We start from the raw sequence: 17,606 nt of genomic DNA on the forward strand, positions 1-17,606 counted from the left end.
GGCCGGGGGTGTTCACGGTTTCGTTGGTAAGGGGACCCCGGAGGTCCATGCCCGCCCGGATCGTCCGCCGGGTGATCCTGCCCGAGGCCCTGCCGGCGCTCGCCGCCGGCGGCAGCCTGGTCCTGGTCATGTGCCTCAACGAGTTCGACGTGCCCACTGTCCTGCCCGGACGCGCCTTCGCCACGGCTGCGACCGCTACGGCCACCGTCCTGCTCGCCACCGCCCCCGGCGGGCACACCGCGTCGGCCGTGACCGCCGCGACCACCGGCAAGGTCCTCGTCATCGGCCTGGACGGCGGGGTCCTCGACCGCGTCAAGGCCGCCGACGCACCGCACCTGAACGGCCTGACGGCCCAGGCTCTGACCGCCCGCAGCACCCTGTACGCCGGCCCGATGGCCGCCACCTCCTCCAGCCCCGGCTGGTCCACCATCGCCACCGGCGTCTGGCCCGACGAGCACGGCGTGAAGGACAACTCCTTCACCGGCAAGAACTACGCGGCTCACCCCGACCCCCTCACCCGCATCGAGAACACCAAGCCCTCGCTCAACACCTACGCGGCCGCCGACTGGGAGCCCATCACCTCCACCGACCAGAACGGCCCGGTCTTCTCCGCCAAGGTCGACAAGCGCCTCAGCCTCAAGGGCGACCGCGACGGCTACACCAACGAGGACCCGAGGATCGCCGCCGCGGCCGCGGCCGAACTCCGCGACCAGAACCCGGACGCCGCCTTCGGCTACCTCGGCCAGGTCGACTCCGCCGGGCACTCCTACGGCGCCGCCAGCCAGCAGTAGCTCGACGCCGTCGCCCGCGTCGACGTCCTCGTCGGCCAGCTGCTGAACGCGGTCGCCGCCCGCCCCGCCCACGCCCGGGAGAACTGGAAGATCCTGGTCACCACCGACCACGGCCACACCGGCACCGGCGGCCACGGCGGCTCCACCGCAGCCGAGCGCGGCACCTTCGTCATCGCCAAGGGCGCGGGCATCCCCGCCGGTTCGGTGCGCGACGACGTCAAGCCCGTCGACGTCGCGGCGACCGCGCTCGCCCACGTCGGCGCCGGCACCGCCGTCGACGGGGTCCCGCTCTCCGCCCCGGACGACGACCCGTTCGACACCCTGCGCCCCAACCTCCAGGCCCGCGTGGACGAGACGGGCATCCCGGCGGCCGTGAAGGGCTTCACGCACACCCCGCCGGCCGGCTGGTCCGTCGGCAACTCCCGGACGGGCGCGGGCGGTGTCACCGAGTGGGCCGGATGGGCCTTCGCCACCGACGAGTTCTGGACCCGGTCCCAGCGCGACCAGTGGCGCGAGCTGAACGTGCGCTCCCGTGACGTCTTCGCGGTCGCCGACTCCGACGAGTGGGACGACGGGACCCACACCGGAAGCTTTGCCTCCACCCTGGTCACCCCTGCCTGGCCGGTGACCGGCGGCACCAGGCGCACCCTCACCTACCAGACCCACTACCGCCACGAGGCCGGCCAGACCGCGCAGGTCCTGTTCTCCTACGACGGCGGCACCCCGACCCTCGTCAGGAACCACACCGCCGACGCGGTCGCCGAGGCCGAGTACCTGGCCCTCCAGGTCCCGGCCGGCGCCACCAACGTACAGGTCCGCTTCCGGTACAGCGGCAGCAACAACTGGTACCGGCCCGTGGACAACGTCAAGCTCGGCTGACCCCACGGGGGCCCGGTGCCCGGGCTGTGGACGCCCTCCGTGCCCACGGCCCGGCACCGATAGGGTGGCGGAGACCACACTTTCAGGTCACCGGACACCGTCACCGGTGACGGGTCACCGAGAGCGGAGAACAGTCCCGTGGCAGAGCGCAAGCCGATCGAATCCTGGCTCACCGACATGGACGGCGTCCTCATCCACGAGGGCACCCCGATCCCCGGCGCCGATGCCTTCATCAAGCGGCTGCGCGAGTCCGGCAAGCCCTTCCTCGTGCTGACCAACAACTCGATCTACACCCCGCGCGACCTCCAGGCCCGGCTGAGCCGCATGGGCCTCGACGTCCCCGTCGACAACATCTGGACCTCTGCGCTGGCCACCGCGAAGTTCCTCGACGACCAGCGCCCGGGCGGCACGGCGTACGTCATCGGCGAGGCGGGCCTGACCACCGCCCTGCACGACATCGGCTACATCCTGACCGACCACGACCCCGACTACGTCGTCCTGGGCGAGACCCGGACGTACAGCTTCGAGGCGATGACGAAGGCGGTCCGGCTGATCAACGCCGGTGCCCGCTTCATCTGCACCAACCCCGACGAGACCGGCCCCTCCACCGAGGGCCCGCTGCCCGCCACCGGCGCCGTCGCCGCCCTGATCACCAAGGCGACCGGCAAGCAGCCGTACTTCGCCGGCAAGCCCAACCCGCTGATGATGCGGACGGGTCTGAACGCCATCGGCGCCCACTCCGAGAGCAGCGCGATGATCGGCGACCGCATGGACACCGACGTCCTGGCCGGGCTGGAGGCGGGCATGCAGACCTTCCTCGTGCTGACCGGCCTGACCACGGCCGAGGACACCGAGAAGTTCCCCTACCGCCCGACCCGGACGGTGGACTCCATCGCCGACCTGGTCGATTTTGTCTGATCCGATCGGCGCAACGGCGTGTCGCTCCGGATGCGGAGTGCCGCGCCGCGCGTGAACCTCCTTGATGAGGAGGTTCACCATGCGCAGTGCTCTGATCGCTCTCCGCGCCGGCGGGCTGGCCACAGCCCTGGCGGCGTTCACCGCCGTCGCCGGCCCCGCCGCATCCGCACCCACCGCCTACTTCGCGGGTGAGGAGGACCGCGGGGGCGTCTCGGTCGATCCACACCGGGCCGAGCCGGGAGCCCAGGTCAAGCTGCGGGTCCACGGCTGTGACGCCCGCTGGGCGACCGCCAGGTCCTCCGTCTTCGTGGCCGAGGCACACCTGTCCTCCGGCCCGGACGGTGACGGGACGCTGCGGGGCGACACGATGATCAGCTCGCGGGCCGAGCCGGGCCGGTACGACGTCCGCGTGCGGTGCGACGGCTCCGAACTGCGCGGCTCCCTGGAGGTCGGCCGGCGCGGGGGCCAGGCACAGGGGAAGGAGTCGGCGAAGGACTCCGGGAAGGACTCCGGGAAGGATCCGGGGAAGGGCCTGGGCCGGGACCCCGACAGGGATTCTTCGAGGGAGCGCGGCGAGGACTCCGCGAGGGGGCGCGGCGAGGACTCGACCGGCGGGCGCGGCGAGGACTCCGGCAAGGAGCACGACAAGGAGTCGGCGCGGGAGCGCGACGAGGACTCCGCGAAGGAACGCGACGGGGACTCGTCGAAGGAACACGGCCAGGGCGACCCGGACGAGGGCCGGGAGCGCCCGGACCCCCACGAGTCGCCGATCCGGCCGGTCCACGCCGGGGGCGGGGGCATGGCCGCCGAGCTCGCGGAGACGGCCCGGATCGCGGAACGGGCGAAGCAGGCGGGCGGGGCCGGGACGGCCGACGCGGCCGGCGGGACCGACGGGGCCGGGGCGGACGCGGCGCGGACTGCCGCCGTCGCCGCGAAGAAGAACCACGGGGCCGACGGCCCCGGCCTGCCGCACACCGTGGTCGGCGCCGTCCTCGCTGCCGCGGCCACCCTGGCCGTCGCGGGCCGCGCCCTCACCCTGCGCCGCCGTCGCAGCGGCGAGTGAGGGTCCGCCGGTGACCGGCCCCGACGAGTCGGGAGCCTCCCCGACCGGGCGACTGCTGACCTTCGCCGCCTGGACGGTGCTGGTGCTCGGCCTGTGGCTGTGGGGCCGGGAGATCACCGGCATGCCGCCGCTGCCGGAGCCCGCCCGGGCGGGCGGGCCCGCGCTCCCGGTGCCCGGCCTGCCCGCCGCCCACGCCCCGCTGGCCGCCGCCCCGCCGGTGCGGGTCGAGGTGCCGTCGCTGGGCATCCGGGCCCCGGTGGTCCCGCGCGGCCTGGACGCCCGGGGCGCGATCGACCCGCCCCCGTACGGCAGCCCCGGCACGGTGGGGTGGTGGCAGGGGGGCACGACGCCGGGCGAGGCGGGGGCCGCGCTGCTGGTCGGGCACGTGGACACCGCGTCCAGACCGGCGGTCTTCTACGGCCTGAGCTCGGCGCTACCGGGCGGCAGGGTACGGGTGGTGCGGGCCGACGGCTCGGTCGCCGAGTTCACCATCGAGGACGTCCAGGTGTACGAGCGCAGCAGCTTCGACCCGGACAAGGCGTACGGCCGACGGATCGCGGGGCGGCCCGAACTGCGGCTGGTGACCTGCGGGGGCACGTACGACAAGGCGGCCAAGGAGTACACGGCGAACGTGGTCGTCTCGGCCTACCTCACGGGCGCGGGTACGAGTACCGGCGCGGGTACGCCGGAGAAGGTGTGACACCGGTCGGCGCGCCCGGGCGCACCTCGGGCAGGGCCGGACGGGGGACCGGGCCGATCTGACGCGCACGACGAGGAAGCCCCTCGCAGTTCTCACTGCGAGGGGCTTCCTCTTGTCGGTGCGCCGCCAGGGACTCGAACCCCGGACCCGCTGATTAAGAGTCAGCTGCTCTAACCAACTGAGCTAGCGGCGCCTGCTGACAGAGAAAACTCTACCCCACATCCAGGGGTACTCATGACCAGCCGCGCCCGCCTTGTCCGATTAGCCCATGTTTGAGGGGTTTATCGTGCACGATATGTCTGGGTGCAGCCGAATCTGACGCCCCGACAGATGTCCGGCTGCCTGAAAAGTGGACGAGCAGGGGAGTGGACGGACCCGCATGACGAAGCAGCCCCCGACGCAGGTGCCGATGCCGACGCCCGTTTTCGAGGAGTACGAGCCCGCAGGTGACTGCGGCTGCCCGGGATGTGTACACCGGCGCCGCTCCCTCTCCCGTACGCGGGCCATAGCGTTTCGTGACGGCGGCCACCCGGCCGCGCACGGCGCGCGCCGTGCGCTGGTGCTGGCCACCGCGGCGGGCGTGGTCCTGACCGGCGGCGCGACGGTACCGGCAGCGGTGGCGCACGCACCGGCCGCCGACCCCGTCCCGGGCCCCGCGGACACCGGGCCCGGCGGGCCGACCCAGGGGGCCGGACGGATCGGGGAGAGCGGTCAGGGCGCCAAGCCGGGCAAGCCCGTCAAGCCGGGCAATCCTGCGAAGCCCACCGAGCCGGTGAAGGGAGGCAAGCCCGCGAAGGGAGGCAAGCCCGCGAAGGGAGGCAAGCCCGCGCGCGCCGACGGCGGCGAGGGGGACGGTCCCTCCTCGCCGCAGGGCGGCCGGTCCCCGCTGCACGGGCGCCCGGGGCCGGTCAAGCCCGGCGGCACGCCGGGAGCGCCGTCCTCGATCAAGCGGATCGACCGCACGTCGATCATCAACCGGGCGCAGCTGTGGCTGGAGGCGAAGGTCCCGTACAGCATGTACAGCTACTGGGCCGACGGCTACCGGCAGGACTGCTCCGGCTACGTGTCCATGGCGTGGAACCTCGGTACGAACGAGTGGACCGGCAGCCTCGACAAGTTCGCCACCAAGATCACGAAAGAGGAGCTGCTGCCGGGCGACATGCTCCTCTTCCACAACCCGGCGGACCCCAACAACGGCTCGCACGTCACCCTCTTCGGCGGCTGGGTCGACGACACCCACACCCACTACGTCGCCTACGAGCAGACCCGCCCGCACACGCGGAAGCTGGCCACCCCGTACGGGTACTGGAACAACGCGGCGAAGTACGTCCCGTACCGGTTCAACGGGGTGACGGGCGGGACCACCGGGCCCGACACCGGGGCCGATCCCAAGCCGGCGCTCCCGTCCAAGGACTACCCCGGGGCGGCGATGTTCGGCCCGGGCGCCGACAACCAGTACGTCGCCGAGCTCGGCAGGATGCTGATCGACCGGGGCGGCCGCCGGTTCTACCCCAAGGGGCCCAGCACGAAGTGGTCCGACTCCGACCTGCTGGCCACCCAGGCCTTCCAGATCGCCCAGGGCTGGACGGGCACCGACGTGGACGGCATCCCCGGCCCGCACACCTGGCAGCTCCTGGTCGACGGGCAGGGCAACGACATCCTCCCGACGCTGGAAGCCGCCCCCGGCCCGCTCGGCTCCCCGGCCCGCCCCGGCGCGCCCGGTGTCGCGGCCGGTCCGGTGGCTCCCGGGTCTGCGGCCGGTCCGGTGGCTCCCGGGTCTGCGGCCGGTCCGGTGGCTCCCGGGTCTGCGGCCGGTCCGGTGGCAGCCGGGTCTGCGGCCGGTCCGGTGGCTCCCGGGTCTGCGGCCGGTCCGGTGGCTCCCGGTGCGGCGACCCGCCCCGGGGCGGCCGGCTCCGTGGCCCGCCCGGGGCCGGCCGGGGCGCCGACGGTCGTGCCCGCCGCGTTGCCCGCCGGCATGCCCGCCGGTGTGCCCGTGGGCGTGTCGGCCGGTGTGGCGGCCGGTGTGCCCGCCTATCCGGGTGCGGCGGTGTTCCGGCCCGGGTCCACCCACCCCTCGATCGCCGCCCTCGGCCACCGGCTGGTGCAGAAGGGCTTCGGCAAGCACTACACCGCCGGTCCGGGACCCCGCTGGAGCGAGGCCGACCGCCGCAGCGTCGAGGCGTTCCAGCGCGCCCAGGGCTGGCGCGGCGCCGCGGCCAACGGTTATCCGGGCCCGGAAACCTGGCGCCGGCTGTTCGCATGACGGAGGCAACGATGTACCCCACCCGCACCACCTCCACCACGGGCACCCTCCGCGTGCCCCCGGCCTCCCCGCATGCCCCGACCTCCCACACCTCGGGCACCCTCCTCCTCATGCGGCCGGCCACGGCCCCGGCCGTTGCGTCCCCGCCGTGCCCGGCGGCCCCGGCACCGGCGTCGGCCCCGGCACCGGTCGCTGGCGTCGGCCAGGCCCGCGCCACGGACCACGTCCTGCCGGACACCGCTGCCGTGCCCGACCTCCCGGAGCAACCCACTGCTGCGGCCGGCGACCCCGAGGCACCGCCCGCCGCCGCCCAGTGCCGGCCGCAGGTCGCGGTCCTGCGCCCGGCCGATCCGCCCGGCGTCGCGGTACGCGCCGCCGATGCGCCGGAGGACGGCGTCCCGTCCGCGGCGGGTCAGTCCGGGCGACACGCCGCCGCCGCGGACGCCGTGGGCGGGCCCGCCGTCTCCGCCGCTCGGATCCGGCCGCAGGGCGGGCTTCCCGCCGCGGCCGCCGCGCCGGAGAACGCGGAGTCGCCGGACGGGTTCGCCGACGCGATGGCTTCGGCCGTGCGGTCGACCGCCGCCGCGCCGGGCGGGCCCGTGACCGCCGGTCAGGTTCCGCCGCAGGGCGACGTCTCCGCCTCGGCGGGCACGGCCGCGCGGACCGCGGCCGGGCAGGCGACCCCGACCGGGTGGCCCCCGGCCGTGCCGGATGCGGTGGCCGCGCCGGACGGTGCGTACGCCGGCGTCGCCCGGCACGCCGACCGGTCCCGCCACGACAGTCCGGCCGCCGCGGTGTCGGCGCAGGCCGCCGCGGGCCCGGCCCGGCCGCACGGCGGTGTTCCCGGCCCGGCGGCGTCCGGGCAGCGCGCCGACGCCGGCGGCGCGGAGCCCGTACCGGCCGGGCGGATCGGGCGGGTGGCGCTGACCGTGTCGTCGGCCGCGGGGCAGGCAGACCCGGCCGGATACGGGTTCTGGCCGGACGGGCAAGGCTCCGGTGGGGCCCGCCCCGCCGGGGGCGCCGTCACCGTGGCTGCTGCGGGCGGTCAGACGGGCCAGGACACCGCCACTGCCGCGCCCGGCCCTGCGCCGTCCGCGCATCGGGCTGCACCGCAGACCGCGGACCAGGCCACCGAGTCGGCCCCGGCCCGGGCCGAGGCTCCGGTCGGCCCCGGGCGCCACGGCTGGGCCGTGGGGGTTCCGGCGCCGCTGCTGGCGGTCTCGTACCGGCGCCCGGCGCCGGCCCGCGGCGAGGTGCCGCCGGCCCGCGCCGAGGCAGCAGCCGAACCACCGCCCCCGCCGGCCGGAACCCGCCCCGCCCCGCCGCCCCCGCCGGTCGGAACCACGGCTCAGCCGCCCACCGCGCCCGTTGCCACGGCGCCCGAACCGCCGCACGCGCCCGCCCGGGCCGTGGCCGACCCGCCGTACACGCCGACCGGAGCCGTCACGGAGCCGCCGTACACGCCGACCGGAGCCGCCACCGAGTCGTCGCACGCGTCGGTCGGGATCGAGGCCGGACAGCCGGACCGGTCAGCCGGAGCTGCGGCCGAGCCGTCGCATGTTCCCGGCGGGGTGGCCGGACCGCCCGACCCGTCGGTCGGGATCACGGCGATGCCGCCGCACCTGCCCGGCGGGGCGGCGGCCGACCTGCCGCACGCGCCGACCGGAGCTGCGGCCCGACCGCCGCAGGCCCCCACGGGGGTGGCGGCCGACATGCCGCGCGCGGTGGCCGGAGTTACCACCGAACTGCCGCACCCGTCGGTGGGCTTCGAGGCCGGACGGCCGGACCGGTCAGCCGGAGCTGCGGCCGAGCCGTCGCACGTTCCCGGCGGGGTGGCTGAACTGCCTCGCTCGTCGGCCGGGATCGCGTCCCTGCTCCCCCACCTGCCCGCCGGGGCGGCGCCCGAACGGCCGCCCGCGCCCGCCGGAGCGGGGGCCGAACCACCGCATGCTCCCGCAGGAGTGGCGGCCGACCTGCCGCACGCGCAGCCCGGAGCCTCGGTCCGGCCGCCGTATGCCCCCGCCGGGGCCGCCACCGAGCCGTCGCAGGCGTCAGCCGGTACTGCGGCCGAACCCTCGCATGCTCCCGCCGGGGCGGCCGAACAACCGCACCCACTGGCCGGAGCCGCCGGCCGGCGATCGCACGCGTCGGTCGGGGTCGCGCCCGAACCCCCGAACCCGTCTGCCGGAGTCGCGGCCGAACCACCGCGCGTGCCGGGGCCCGCGGCCGCGGCCGAACCACCGTCCATGCCGGCCGGAGCCCCCGACCGCAGCGGGCCGGGCCGGGGTTCGGACGTGCACGACCCCGACACCCTGGTCCGCGTACCTGCACCGCAGCTCGCGGACGCCGCGGACGACCGGGGCGAACCCGGGACCCGCGGGCCGGAGCTCCGGCAGGGGGACCGTGAGGGCGCGCCCGCTGTCGCCGACATCGTGGCGCAGGCCGTGGCCCGCGGCATGCCGGACGGCGCCGGCCCGGAGGGCGACGACGGCGACGACCCGGAGGGCGCGCCCGGACGCGGGCTCGCGGTCACCGACGTGCCGGTGCACCTGCCCTTCCCGCCCGTTGCCGCCCGCGCGCCGCGCCCCGGCGGCGCCCCGGCCGGATCGCCCGCGGCCGCGGCCCGGCGCAGCGCCACCCGCCCCGCCCCCGGCCGGCGGGTCCCCCGCGGGGACGACCGGCTGCGGGAGCAACGCGGGCCCGTCCTGCCCGGCTGGGTCGGGGTGGCCGTCGGCGGGCTCGCCCTCGCCGGCTGCCTGGCGGTGTTCTGGCGGGCCGGCGCCCTGCCCGGCGCGTTCGAGGCCGCAGCCGGGGCGACCCCGCGCCCGTACCACGGGCTGCGCCCCACCCACTGGCCCCCGCTCGCCTTCCTCGGGATCGTGGCCCTGCTCGCCCTCGGCGGTCTCGGCCGCGGCAAGACCGGGCACGCCTGCGTGCTGACCCTGTTCGGCCGCTACCGCGGCACGGTCCGCCGGACCGGCCTCATCTGGGTCAGCCCGCTGCTCCTGCGCCGCCGCGTCGACGTACGCCTGCGGCACTGGCGCAGCGACCCCATGCCCGCCGTGGACTCGGGCGGTCTCGCCCTCCAGGTCGTGGTCCAGGTCGTCTGGCAGGTCAAGGACACGGCCCGGGCGGTGCTGGCCGTCGAGGACCACACCGAGTACCTCGCCGAGCAGGTGGAGTCGGCGATGGCCCGGGTGCTGTCCCAGCTGCCGGCCGACGCCTTCCACGAGGACGCGCCGACCCTGCGCGACGCCGAGGCGGTGGGGGACGCGCTGACCCGGATGCTGGCGGCCGAGACCGAGGCCGTCGGGATCGAGGTGTACTCGGCCCAGCCGACCCGCATCGAGTACGCGCCCGAGGTCGCCGAGGCCATGCGGCGGCGCCGGGTCGCGGCGATCGACGCCAAGCACCGGGACACCGTGCTGACCTCGGTCGTCGACGCGGTGGACGACACCGTCCACCGGCTGACCTCGCGCGGGCTGGTCGAGCTGGACGACTACGAGCGGAAGGCCCTGGTGAAGGACCTCACCGTCGCCTTCTACACGGGCCGCTCGGAGTAGCCCCAGCCCCCAGCCCCCAGCCCCCGGCTCCCGGCTCCCGGCCCCGGCCCCGGCCCCGACCAGGGCGGGGGCCGGGGCCGCGGTCGTGCCCGCCTCGCCGCTCCTTTCGGCCACGGCCGCCGGCCGCCCGCCATCGGCTGCCCGGGGCCGGGAAGAGGGGCGGAGGCCCGTGCGGGCAGCCCTCCTCCCGGCGGTCCGATCCGGACCGAACGTTCCCGCATTGGTCTGGACATGGCCAACTCCCGTCAATAGATTGGAACTTGGTCTAGACCTGGAAACGTGCCCGGTGCGGCCGCGGGAACCGCCCCCGCGGCCATCCCCGCACGCGCGCACGCTCTCGCCGGAACTCCCCCCACGTTCGAGGAGCAGCTGACCCATGCGCCCCATCCGCATGCCCGTTCGCGTCCGCACGCCGTTCCGTACGCCCGCCCGCCTGCCCCGGCGCGCCGGCGCCGCCGCCCTCGGGATCGGCGTGGCCGCCGGTCTCGCGCTCGCCGTCGCACCCGGAGCCAGCAGCCACGGCTACACCGACACCCCCATCAGCCGCCAGAAGCTCTGCGCCAACAGGACCGTCCCCGACTGCGGCCCGATCCAGTGGGAGCCGCAGAGCGTCGAGGGCCTCAAGGGCTTCCCCGCCGCCGGCCCGGCCGACGGCCGCATATGCGCCGGCGGGCACGGCGAGTTCGCCCAGCTCGACGACCCGCGCGGCGGCGCCTGGCCCGCCACCCGGGTCACCGCCGGGCAGGGCTACGCCTTCCGGTGGCAGTTCACCGCCAACCACGCCACCACCGACATCAGGTACTACGTCACCAGGAACGGCTGGGACCCCACCAAACCCCTCACCCGCGCCGCCCTCGAATCCCAGCCCTTCCTCACGGTCGCCTACAACGGCGCACGCCCCGCCATGACCACCGTCCACCAGGGCGCCATGCCCGCGGGCAAGACCGGCCGGCACATGATCCTGGCCGTCTGGACGGTCCACGACACCCCGAACGCCTTCTACGCCTGCTCCGACGTCCAGTTCTGAGCGGCGGCGGGCGAGGGCCGCAGCGGGGCCGGGGGTCGCAGCGGGGCCGAGGGTCGGGGGCCGGGGCCGTAGGGCCGGGGCCGGGCACCGCGGCGGCATTCAGTTCTGACGCTGCGTCAGCTACCCTCCGGCCGCATGCGGACGACACCCGGCACCCCCGCCCCCCGCACCGTGGCCGAGCTCGTCGCCCGCCAATGGGGCGACCACCGCCCGGGGCTGAAGTACCACGGCCCGGACGGAGGCGCCGTCACCGTGCTCAGCCGCCACCGGACCGCCCAGGAGAGCGCCGCGCGCGCCGCGCTGCTCGCCGACCTCCTGCCGGCCCGGGCCGAACCGCACGTGGGGGTGTTGCTCGACAACACCCCCGAGTTCCCGTTCTGGCTCGGGGCGGCGGCCCTCGCCGGGGCCGCCGTCGCCGGGATCAACCCCACCCGGCGCGGCCCCGAGCTGGCGCGGGACGTCCTGCACACCGACTGCCGGATCCTGGTCACCGAGCCCGCCCACCAGCCGCTGCTGCGCGGCCTCGACCTGCCGGGCGTGCGCATCCTGGTGACCGGCACCGAGGAGTACGCCGCCCTGCTCGCCCCGTACGCGGCCGCCGCGCCCGGCGACGCCGGCATCGACACCGCCCCCGGGTCCCACTCCCGCTTCCTCCTCTACTTCACGTCCGGCTCCACCGGCACCCCCAAGGCCGCCGTCTGCAGCCAGGGCCGGCTCGCCGCCGCCGGCGACTCCCTGGCCCGCGCCTTCTCGGTCACCCCGGACGACGTCCACTACGTCTGCATGCCGCTCTTCCACGGCAACGCCGTCATAGCCGACTGGCTGCCCGCCCTCGCCGCCGGCGCCCCGGTGGCGCTGCGCCGCCGCTTCTCCGCCTCCGCGTTCCTGGACGACGTACGGGCCTTCGGCGCGACGTACTTCACCTACGTCGGCCGGGCCGTCCAGTACCTGCTGGCCACCGCGCCCCGCCCCGACGACCGCGAACACCCCCTGCGCCTCGGCTTCGGCACCGAGGCCGGGGCCGTGGACGCGGCCCGCTTCACCGACCGCTTCGGGGTCCGGTTGGTGGAGGGCTACGGGGCCACCGAGGGCGGCGCCTCCGTGCAGCGCACCCCCGACACCCCGCCCGGCGCCCTCGGCCGGGCGGCGCCGGGGGACGACCTCGCCGTGGTCGACCCGGAGACCGGAGCCGAGTGCCCGCCGGCCGAGCTGGACGGCCACGGCCGCCTGCGCAACGGTTCCGCGGCCATCGGCGAGCTGGTCAACCGCGGCCGCGCCCGGTTCGAGGGGTACTGGCGCAACCCGGACGCCGAGGCGGCCCGCACCCGCAACGGCTGGTACTGGACCGGCGACCTCTTCTACCGGGACGCCGCCGGGTTCCTCTACTTCGCGGGGCGCACGGACGACCGGCTGCGCGTCGACAGCGAGAACCTGGCCGCCGCGGCGATCGAGAACATCCTGGCCCGCTGGTCCCCGGCGGCCGCGGTCGCCGTGTACGCGGTGCCGGACGAGGCGGCCGGCGACCAGGTCATGGCCGCACTCGTCCTGGAGCCGGGGGAGCGGTTCGCACCGGAGGCCTTCTCCGCGTTCCTGGCAGCCCAGCCCGACCTCGGCACCAAGATGGCCCCGCGCTACGTCCGCGTCCTGGACGCCATGCCGACCACCGCCACCAACAAGATCCACCGGGTCGCGCTGCGCCGTGCGGGCTTCCGCTGCCCGGACCCGGTCTGGTGGTCACCCCCGGGCACGCAGGGCTACCGCCCGCTCGACCCGGAATCCCGGGCGGCCCTGCTCGCCGCGTACGCCGCTCACGGCCGGGCGGAGCTCCTGGAGCGCTGACCGGAGAACCTGGTTTGGAGCACCCCTCGGGACCAGGTAGTATTTTCTCTGTCAGCAGGCGCCGCTAGCTCAGTTGGTTAGAGCAGCTGACTCTTAATCAGCGGGTCCGGGGTTCGAGTCCCTGGCGGCGCACCTGTCCTTCGGGCGGTTACCGGTTCACCGGTAACCGCCCGAAGTGTTTTCCCGCGCCTCCGGGCCCCGGGCCGTTCCCCCGGCCGCCGCCTCCGCCACGCGCTGTCCCGCCCCGCCCTGCCCGTCCGCGCCCTCTCCCGTGAGGCGCGTCACAGGGCGGTTCAGAGGGCGAGCGACAGCAGCAGGGGCGCGGCCTTCCGGTTCAGGACCTCCGCGGCGGCCCGCAGCCGGTGCGCGTGCTCGACCGGCATCGACAGGGCCAGGCAGCCCACCGAGGCTCCCGCGGTGATCGGGACCGCGGCGCACACCGTGCCGAGCGCGTACTCCTGGAGGTCCAGCATCGGGACCGTGGCCGGCTGGGCGTCGAGCTTCGACATCAGGACCCGCTCGTTCACGATGGTCTTCGACGTGAGCCGGGCGATCTTGTGCCGGGACAGGTGGTCGCGCCGCCCGTTCTGGTCGAGCTGGGTGAGCAGGCACTTCCCGACCGCGCTGGCGTGCGCCGCGGACCGGAAGTCGACCCACTCGTGCACCTTCGGGGTGCGCGGACTGTCCGCGACCTGCGTGATCTTCACTTCGCCGTCCTCGTACCGGCTGATGTAGACCGCCGCGCCGACCGAGTCCCGCAGTCGGTCCAGGGTGTCCTGGAGCTTGTTCTGCAGGGCCTGCTGCCTGTCCGTCCCCGAGCCGAGGAGCACGAGGGAGTCGCCTATGGCGTAGGCGCCGTCCGACACCTCCAGCACGTACCCCTCCCTGCGCAGCATGAGGAGCATGGGCGCGAGGTGGACGGCGGGCAGTCCGGTCTCGCGCGCGATCTGTACGTCGGTCACCCCGCCGGCATGGCGGGCGATGGCTTCGAGCACGCGCAGGGCGTACTGCACCGAATGGAACGGCGCGGTCGGCTCGGGCTTCAGCGCCACGGTCTCCCCCTACCAGGTTGTTACCGCTTGCGTTACCACGATAGCCACCAAGGGGCCCGCGTGGAGCGCCTGTTGGGGAGATTGATGGCTCAATCATGTGCCTCTGCCTCGATCTACTCCATTGGCATATGCCAAGGTCAAGGGCCCACCCCAGAAGGGGCGGGAATGCCCGCCGGGCCCTCACGGTTCGAGTTCCTCGTACGGATGCCGAACCGAGACGGGAGCGACAGTGAGTGACATCGGGGACCCCGAGAACGCCCGACGCGACACGGGACAGGACGCCGGACGACACCCCGGAGCGGACGCGGCCGCGGCGACGGACCCCGTGCCCGACCCGGTGCGCGGCACCCGCCACGGCCGCGCGCCCGTCCCGCTCTCCGTCCTCGACCTCGTCACCGTCGGCAGCGGCAGCACCGCCCACCACTCCCTGCGCACCAGCGTCGCCCTCTCCCGGCTCGCCGAGTCCCGTGGCTACCAGCGCCACTGGGTCGCGGAGCACCACTCCATGCCCGGAGTGGCCAGCTCCTCCCCGGCGGTGATCCTGGCCCACCTCGCCGCCCACACCTCCCGGATCCGCCTCGGCTCCGGCGGGGTCATGCTGCCCAACCACGCCCCGCTCGCCGTCGCCGAGCAGTTCGGCACCCTGGAGGCCCTCGCACCCGGCCGGATCGACCTCGGCCTCGGCCGCGCCCCAGGCACCGACGGGCGCACGGCCGCCGCGCTGCGCGGGCCGGGCCGGCTCGACGAGGCCGCGGACGAGTTCCCCCGCCTCCTCGCCGAGCTCACCCGCTTCCTCGACGACGACTTCCCCGCCGGCCACCCGTACGCCCGGGTGCACGCCGTGCCCGGCCCGGTGCAGGGGCCGACCGGCCGTCCGCCGCTGTGGCTCCTCGGCTCCTCCGGTTTCAGCGCCCGCCTCGCCGGCGAGCTCGGCCTGCCGTTCGCGTACGCCCACCACTTCTCCGCCGCCGGCACCCTGCCCGCCCTGGAGCTCTACCGGCAGACCTTCCGCCCCTCGGCCGTCCTGGACGCCCCGTACGCCCTGATCGGCGTGTCCACGCTGGCCGCGGAGACCACCGCGGACGCCCGCGCCCAGGTCCTCACCGGCGCCCTGTCGATGCTGCGGCTGCGCACCGGCCGGCCCGGGCTGATACCCACCCCCGAGGAGGCGGCGGCGTACGGATACTCCCCGCTGGAGCGGGAGTTCGTCGACAACTGGATGTCCAACGTCGTGCACGGCACCCCGGACGAGGTCCGCGCCGGGCTCGACGCCCTGGTCGCCCGCACGGGCGCCGACGAGCTGATGCTGACCGCCAACGCGCACGGCGGCGCGGCCCGGCTGCGCTCGTACGAGCTCGTCGCAGATGCGTACAGGATGCCCGCCGGGGAGCCGGCAGCTGATTGATCCCAGGCGAACGCAGTTCGGCTGGTTTGTTGCCGAAACCTTGCGGGAGCTTGTCCTAAGGGACCCTTAAACCGCTCGTCACCCGGGGTGGCGAGCGGTTTCTGTTGCCCTCGCACGCCTCTGACGAGGGGTTTTGTGCGCCAAGTGGTCTAGTCCTTATTTGGTCCAAACCATTGACGGGGTCAGTTGGTGATCGCTATCACTTCTCCCACCCGAACCTCTTGCCCTCCCCTCCCACTTCCCGGAGGCAGTTCATGCACATCCGTAAACCCCTCGTCGCGGCCGCCGCCACGGCCGCGCTGGCAGCCGGAGCGATGGCCGGCTTCGCGGGGCTCGGCACCGCCCGGGCCGCGGACGCCTCCGCGACGGCCGGCGGCGGCAACGTCCGGATCGCGTACTACGACCAGTGGAGCGTGTACGGGAACGCCTTCTACCCCAAGCACCTCGACACCCGTGGCATAGCGGGCAAGTTGGACGTCATCAACTACTCGTTCGGCAATATCCACCCCACCAACCTCACCTGCTTCATGGCCAACAAAGCCGCGGGTGACGACAACAACCCCAACGCGGGCGACGGTGCGGGCGACTCCTACGCCGACTACCAGAAGTCCTTCGGCGCGGCCGACTCCGTCGACGGCGTCGCCGACAAGTGGGACCAGCCGATCGTGGGCGTCTTCAACCAGTTCAAGGAGCTGAAGGCCAAGTACCCCCACCTGAAGGTCAACATCTCGCTGGGCGGCTGGACCTACTCCAAGTACTTCCACGACGCGGCCAAGACGGACGCCTCCCGCAAGAAGTTCGTCTCCTCCTGCATCGACCAGTACCTCAAGGGCAACCTCCCGGTCGAGGGCGGCTTCGGCGGCCCCGGCACCGCGGCCGGCATCTTCGACGGCATCGACATCGACTGGGAGTACCCGGGCTCCTCCGGCGGTCACCTCGGCAACCACTACGGCCCCGAGGACAAGCAGAACTTCACCCTCCTCCTCGCCGAGTTCCGCAAGCAGCTCGACGAGTACGGCGCCGCGGGCGGCGGCAGGAAGTACATGCTGACCGCGGCCCTCCCGGCCGGCCAGGACAAGATCAGGTACATCGAGACCGACAAGATCGGCCGGTACCTGGACTACGCCAACATCATGACGTACGACATGCACGGCGCCTGGGACGGCGACGGGCCCACCTACCACCAGTCCCCGCTGCTGGACTCCCCGGCCGACCCGACCGACCCGATCGCCCCGGGCACCGAGAAGTACGGCATCAAGAACGCCATCGACGCCTGGATCGACGGCGACCCGGTCTACGGCATCGCCGGCGGCTTCCCCGCCGACAAGCTGACCCTGGGCTACGAGTTCTACTACCGCGGCTGGAAGGGCGTCCCGGAGGGCACGACCCACGGCCTCGCCCAGACCGCGACCGGCGGCTCCGGCCCGCGCCCCTACAGCCAGCAGGCCGGCATCGCCCACTACAAGGAGCTCGGCGGCATCGTCGACAACCCGGCGACCACCTTCTGGGACGACCGGGCCAAGGCCTCGTACTTCCACAAGGACGGCGAGTTCTTCACCGGCCTGGACCAGAAGTCCGTCCGGGCCCGCGTCGACTACGGCAAGAGCCGCGGCCTCGCCGGCGCGATGATGTACTCCCTGCTCGGCCTGGACGACAACGCCACCCTGCTGAACCAGATCTCCGACGCCCTCGGCGGCTCCCCGCAGCCCCCGACCACGCCGCCGCCCAGCACCCAGCCCCCCACGACCCCGCCCCCCACCACCCCGCCGACCACGCAGCCCCCGACCACCCCGCCGCCCACCACGGGCTGCACCGCCCCGGCCTACGCCGCGGGCACGGTCTACACCGGCGGTGCGGAGGTCTCGCACAAGGGCCGCAAGTGGAAGGCCCAGTGGTGGACGCAGAACGAGGAGCCCGGCACCACCGGTGAATGGGGTGTCTGGAAGGACCTCGGCGCCTGCTGATCTCCCCCCACCCCGCGCCGAGCGACACCCCGCCCCGCACCCACCAGCCCGGGTGCGGGGCGGAGGTGTCCCCCCTCGCCGACGAACCGCAACCCGGGCGGCTCCCGCGGCCCCTTACGCCGGCCGGGGGATCCGTGCGGTG

At 74.8% G+C, this 17,606-nt stretch carries 11 protein-coding genes, 2 tRNA genes and 2 pseudogenes; 13 read left to right on the top strand and 2 right to left on the bottom strand.

The annotated features are described in order from the left end of the window. Positions 1–50: 50 nt before the first annotated feature. The 6 genes and pseudogenes from ACSHWO_RS21585 to ACSHWO_RS21610 all read left to right on the top strand — a co-directional run. Positions 51–152, top strand: a pseudogene (locus tag ACSHWO_RS21585) (2-aminoethylphosphonate ABC transporter permease subunit); the annotation flags it as partial. Beyond that, positions 129–791, top strand: a complete 663-nt coding sequence (locus ACSHWO_RS21590; protein WP_438319209.1) for an alkaline phosphatase family protein — start codon at positions 129–131, stop codon at positions 789–791. The pseudogene ACSHWO_RS21585 and the gene ACSHWO_RS21590, both read left to right, overlap by 24 nt. A gap of 204 nt (positions 792–995) precedes the next feature. After that, entirely contained in the window at positions 996–1,670 is a 675-nt protein-coding gene (locus tag ACSHWO_RS21595) for a hypothetical protein (RefSeq protein ID WP_438313935.1), read from the top strand. A 138-nt stretch (positions 1,671–1,808) separates the two neighbouring features. Continuing rightward, positions 1,809–2,588 (top strand): HAD-IIA family hydrolase, encoded by a 780-nt coding sequence (locus ACSHWO_RS21600; RefSeq protein ID WP_385848696.1) that lies wholly within the window; start codon positions 1,809–1,811, stop codon positions 2,586–2,588. Positions 2,589–2,667: 79 nt separating this feature from the next. After that, positions 2,668–3,651, top strand: a complete 984-nt coding sequence (locus tag ACSHWO_RS21605; protein ID WP_438313940.1) for a hypothetical protein — start codon at positions 2,668–2,670, stop codon at positions 3,649–3,651. A 10-nt stretch (positions 3,652–3,661) separates the two neighbouring features. Continuing rightward, positions 3,662–4,351, top strand: coding sequence for a class F sortase (locus ACSHWO_RS21610; protein WP_385848698.1), 690 nt, complete (start codon positions 3,662–3,664; stop codon positions 4,349–4,351). A 119-nt stretch (positions 4,352–4,470) separates the two neighbouring features. Here ACSHWO_RS21610 and ACSHWO_RS21615 read toward each other — a convergent pair. Then, positions 4,471–4,544 (bottom strand) — tRNA-Lys (locus ACSHWO_RS21615). Between the two features lie 579 nt (positions 4,545–5,123). Here ACSHWO_RS21615 and ACSHWO_RS21620 point away from each other — a divergent pair. The 5 genes and pseudogenes from ACSHWO_RS21620 to ACSHWO_RS21640 all read left to right on the top strand — a co-directional run bounded on the left by ACSHWO_RS21620 (position 5,124) and on the right by ACSHWO_RS21640 (position 13,175). Beyond that, positions 5,124–6,614 (top strand): peptidoglycan-binding protein, encoded by a 1,491-nt coding sequence (locus ACSHWO_RS21620; protein ID WP_438319211.1) that lies wholly within the window; start codon positions 5,124–5,126, stop codon positions 6,612–6,614. Positions 6,615–9,079: 2,465 nt separating this feature from the next. Then, positions 9,080–10,177: pseudogene (locus tag ACSHWO_RS21625) on the top strand (SPFH domain-containing protein); the annotation flags it as partial. A gap of 433 nt (positions 10,178–10,610) precedes the next feature. Further along, a complete protein-coding gene (locus ACSHWO_RS21630; protein WP_361084913.1) occupies positions 10,611–11,204 on the top strand; it encodes a lytic polysaccharide monooxygenase auxiliary activity family 9 protein in 594 nt (197 codons plus the stop codon). A gap of 135 nt (positions 11,205–11,339) precedes the next feature. Continuing rightward, positions 11,340–13,043, top strand: a complete 1,704-nt coding sequence (locus ACSHWO_RS21635; protein WP_438313943.1) for an AMP-binding protein — start codon at positions 11,340–11,342, stop codon at positions 13,041–13,043. A 58-nt stretch (positions 13,044–13,101) separates the two neighbouring features. Beyond that, positions 13,102–13,175: transfer RNA gene (locus ACSHWO_RS21640), tRNA-Lys, on the top strand. A 161-nt stretch (positions 13,176–13,336) separates the two neighbouring features. Here the strand turns inward: ACSHWO_RS21640 and ACSHWO_RS21645 are convergent. Then, positions 13,337–14,095, bottom strand: a complete 759-nt coding sequence (locus ACSHWO_RS21645; protein ID WP_385848702.1) for an IclR family transcriptional regulator — start codon at positions 14,093–14,095, stop codon at positions 13,337–13,339. A 325-nt stretch (positions 14,096–14,420) separates the two neighbouring features. Here ACSHWO_RS21645 and ACSHWO_RS21650 point away from each other — a divergent pair, with 325 nt between their 5' ends. Together ACSHWO_RS21650 and ACSHWO_RS21655 are read left to right on the top strand one after the other, a co-directional pair. Next, a complete protein-coding gene (locus tag ACSHWO_RS21650) occupies positions 14,421–15,500 on the top strand; it encodes an LLM class flavin-dependent oxidoreductase (RefSeq protein ID WP_438319213.1) in 1,080 nt (359 codons plus the stop codon). A 254-nt stretch (positions 15,501–15,754) separates the two neighbouring features. After that, on the top strand, positions 15,755–17,464 hold the full coding sequence (locus ACSHWO_RS21655) for a glycosyl hydrolase family 18 protein (RefSeq protein WP_438313948.1): 1,710 nt from the start codon (positions 15,755–15,757) through the stop codon (positions 17,462–17,464). Positions 17,465–17,606: the final 142 nt, after the last annotated feature.

This window comes from Streptomyces pallidus (ex Mingjun et al. 2026) (genome assembly GCF_051550185.1).
Taxonomy (GTDB): domain Bacteria; phylum Actinomycetota; class Actinomycetes; order Streptomycetales; family Streptomycetaceae; genus Streptomyces.

Coding starts and splice junctions, on each gene's coding strand:
- ACSHWO_RS21590 (WP_438319209.1), top strand. CDS start 129: ATGTGCCTCAACGAGTTCGACGTGCCCACTGTCCTGCCCGGACGCGCC.
- ACSHWO_RS21605 (WP_438313940.1), top strand. CDS start 2,668: ATGCGCAGTGCTCTGATCGCTCTCCGCGCCGGCGGGCTGGCCACAGCC.
- ACSHWO_RS21635 (WP_438313943.1), top strand. CDS start 11,340: ATGCGGACGACACCCGGCACCCCCGCCCCCCGCACCGTGGCCGAGCTC.
- ACSHWO_RS21655 (WP_438313948.1), top strand. CDS start 15,755: ATGCACATCCGTAAACCCCTCGTCGCGGCCGCCGCCACGGCCGCGCTG.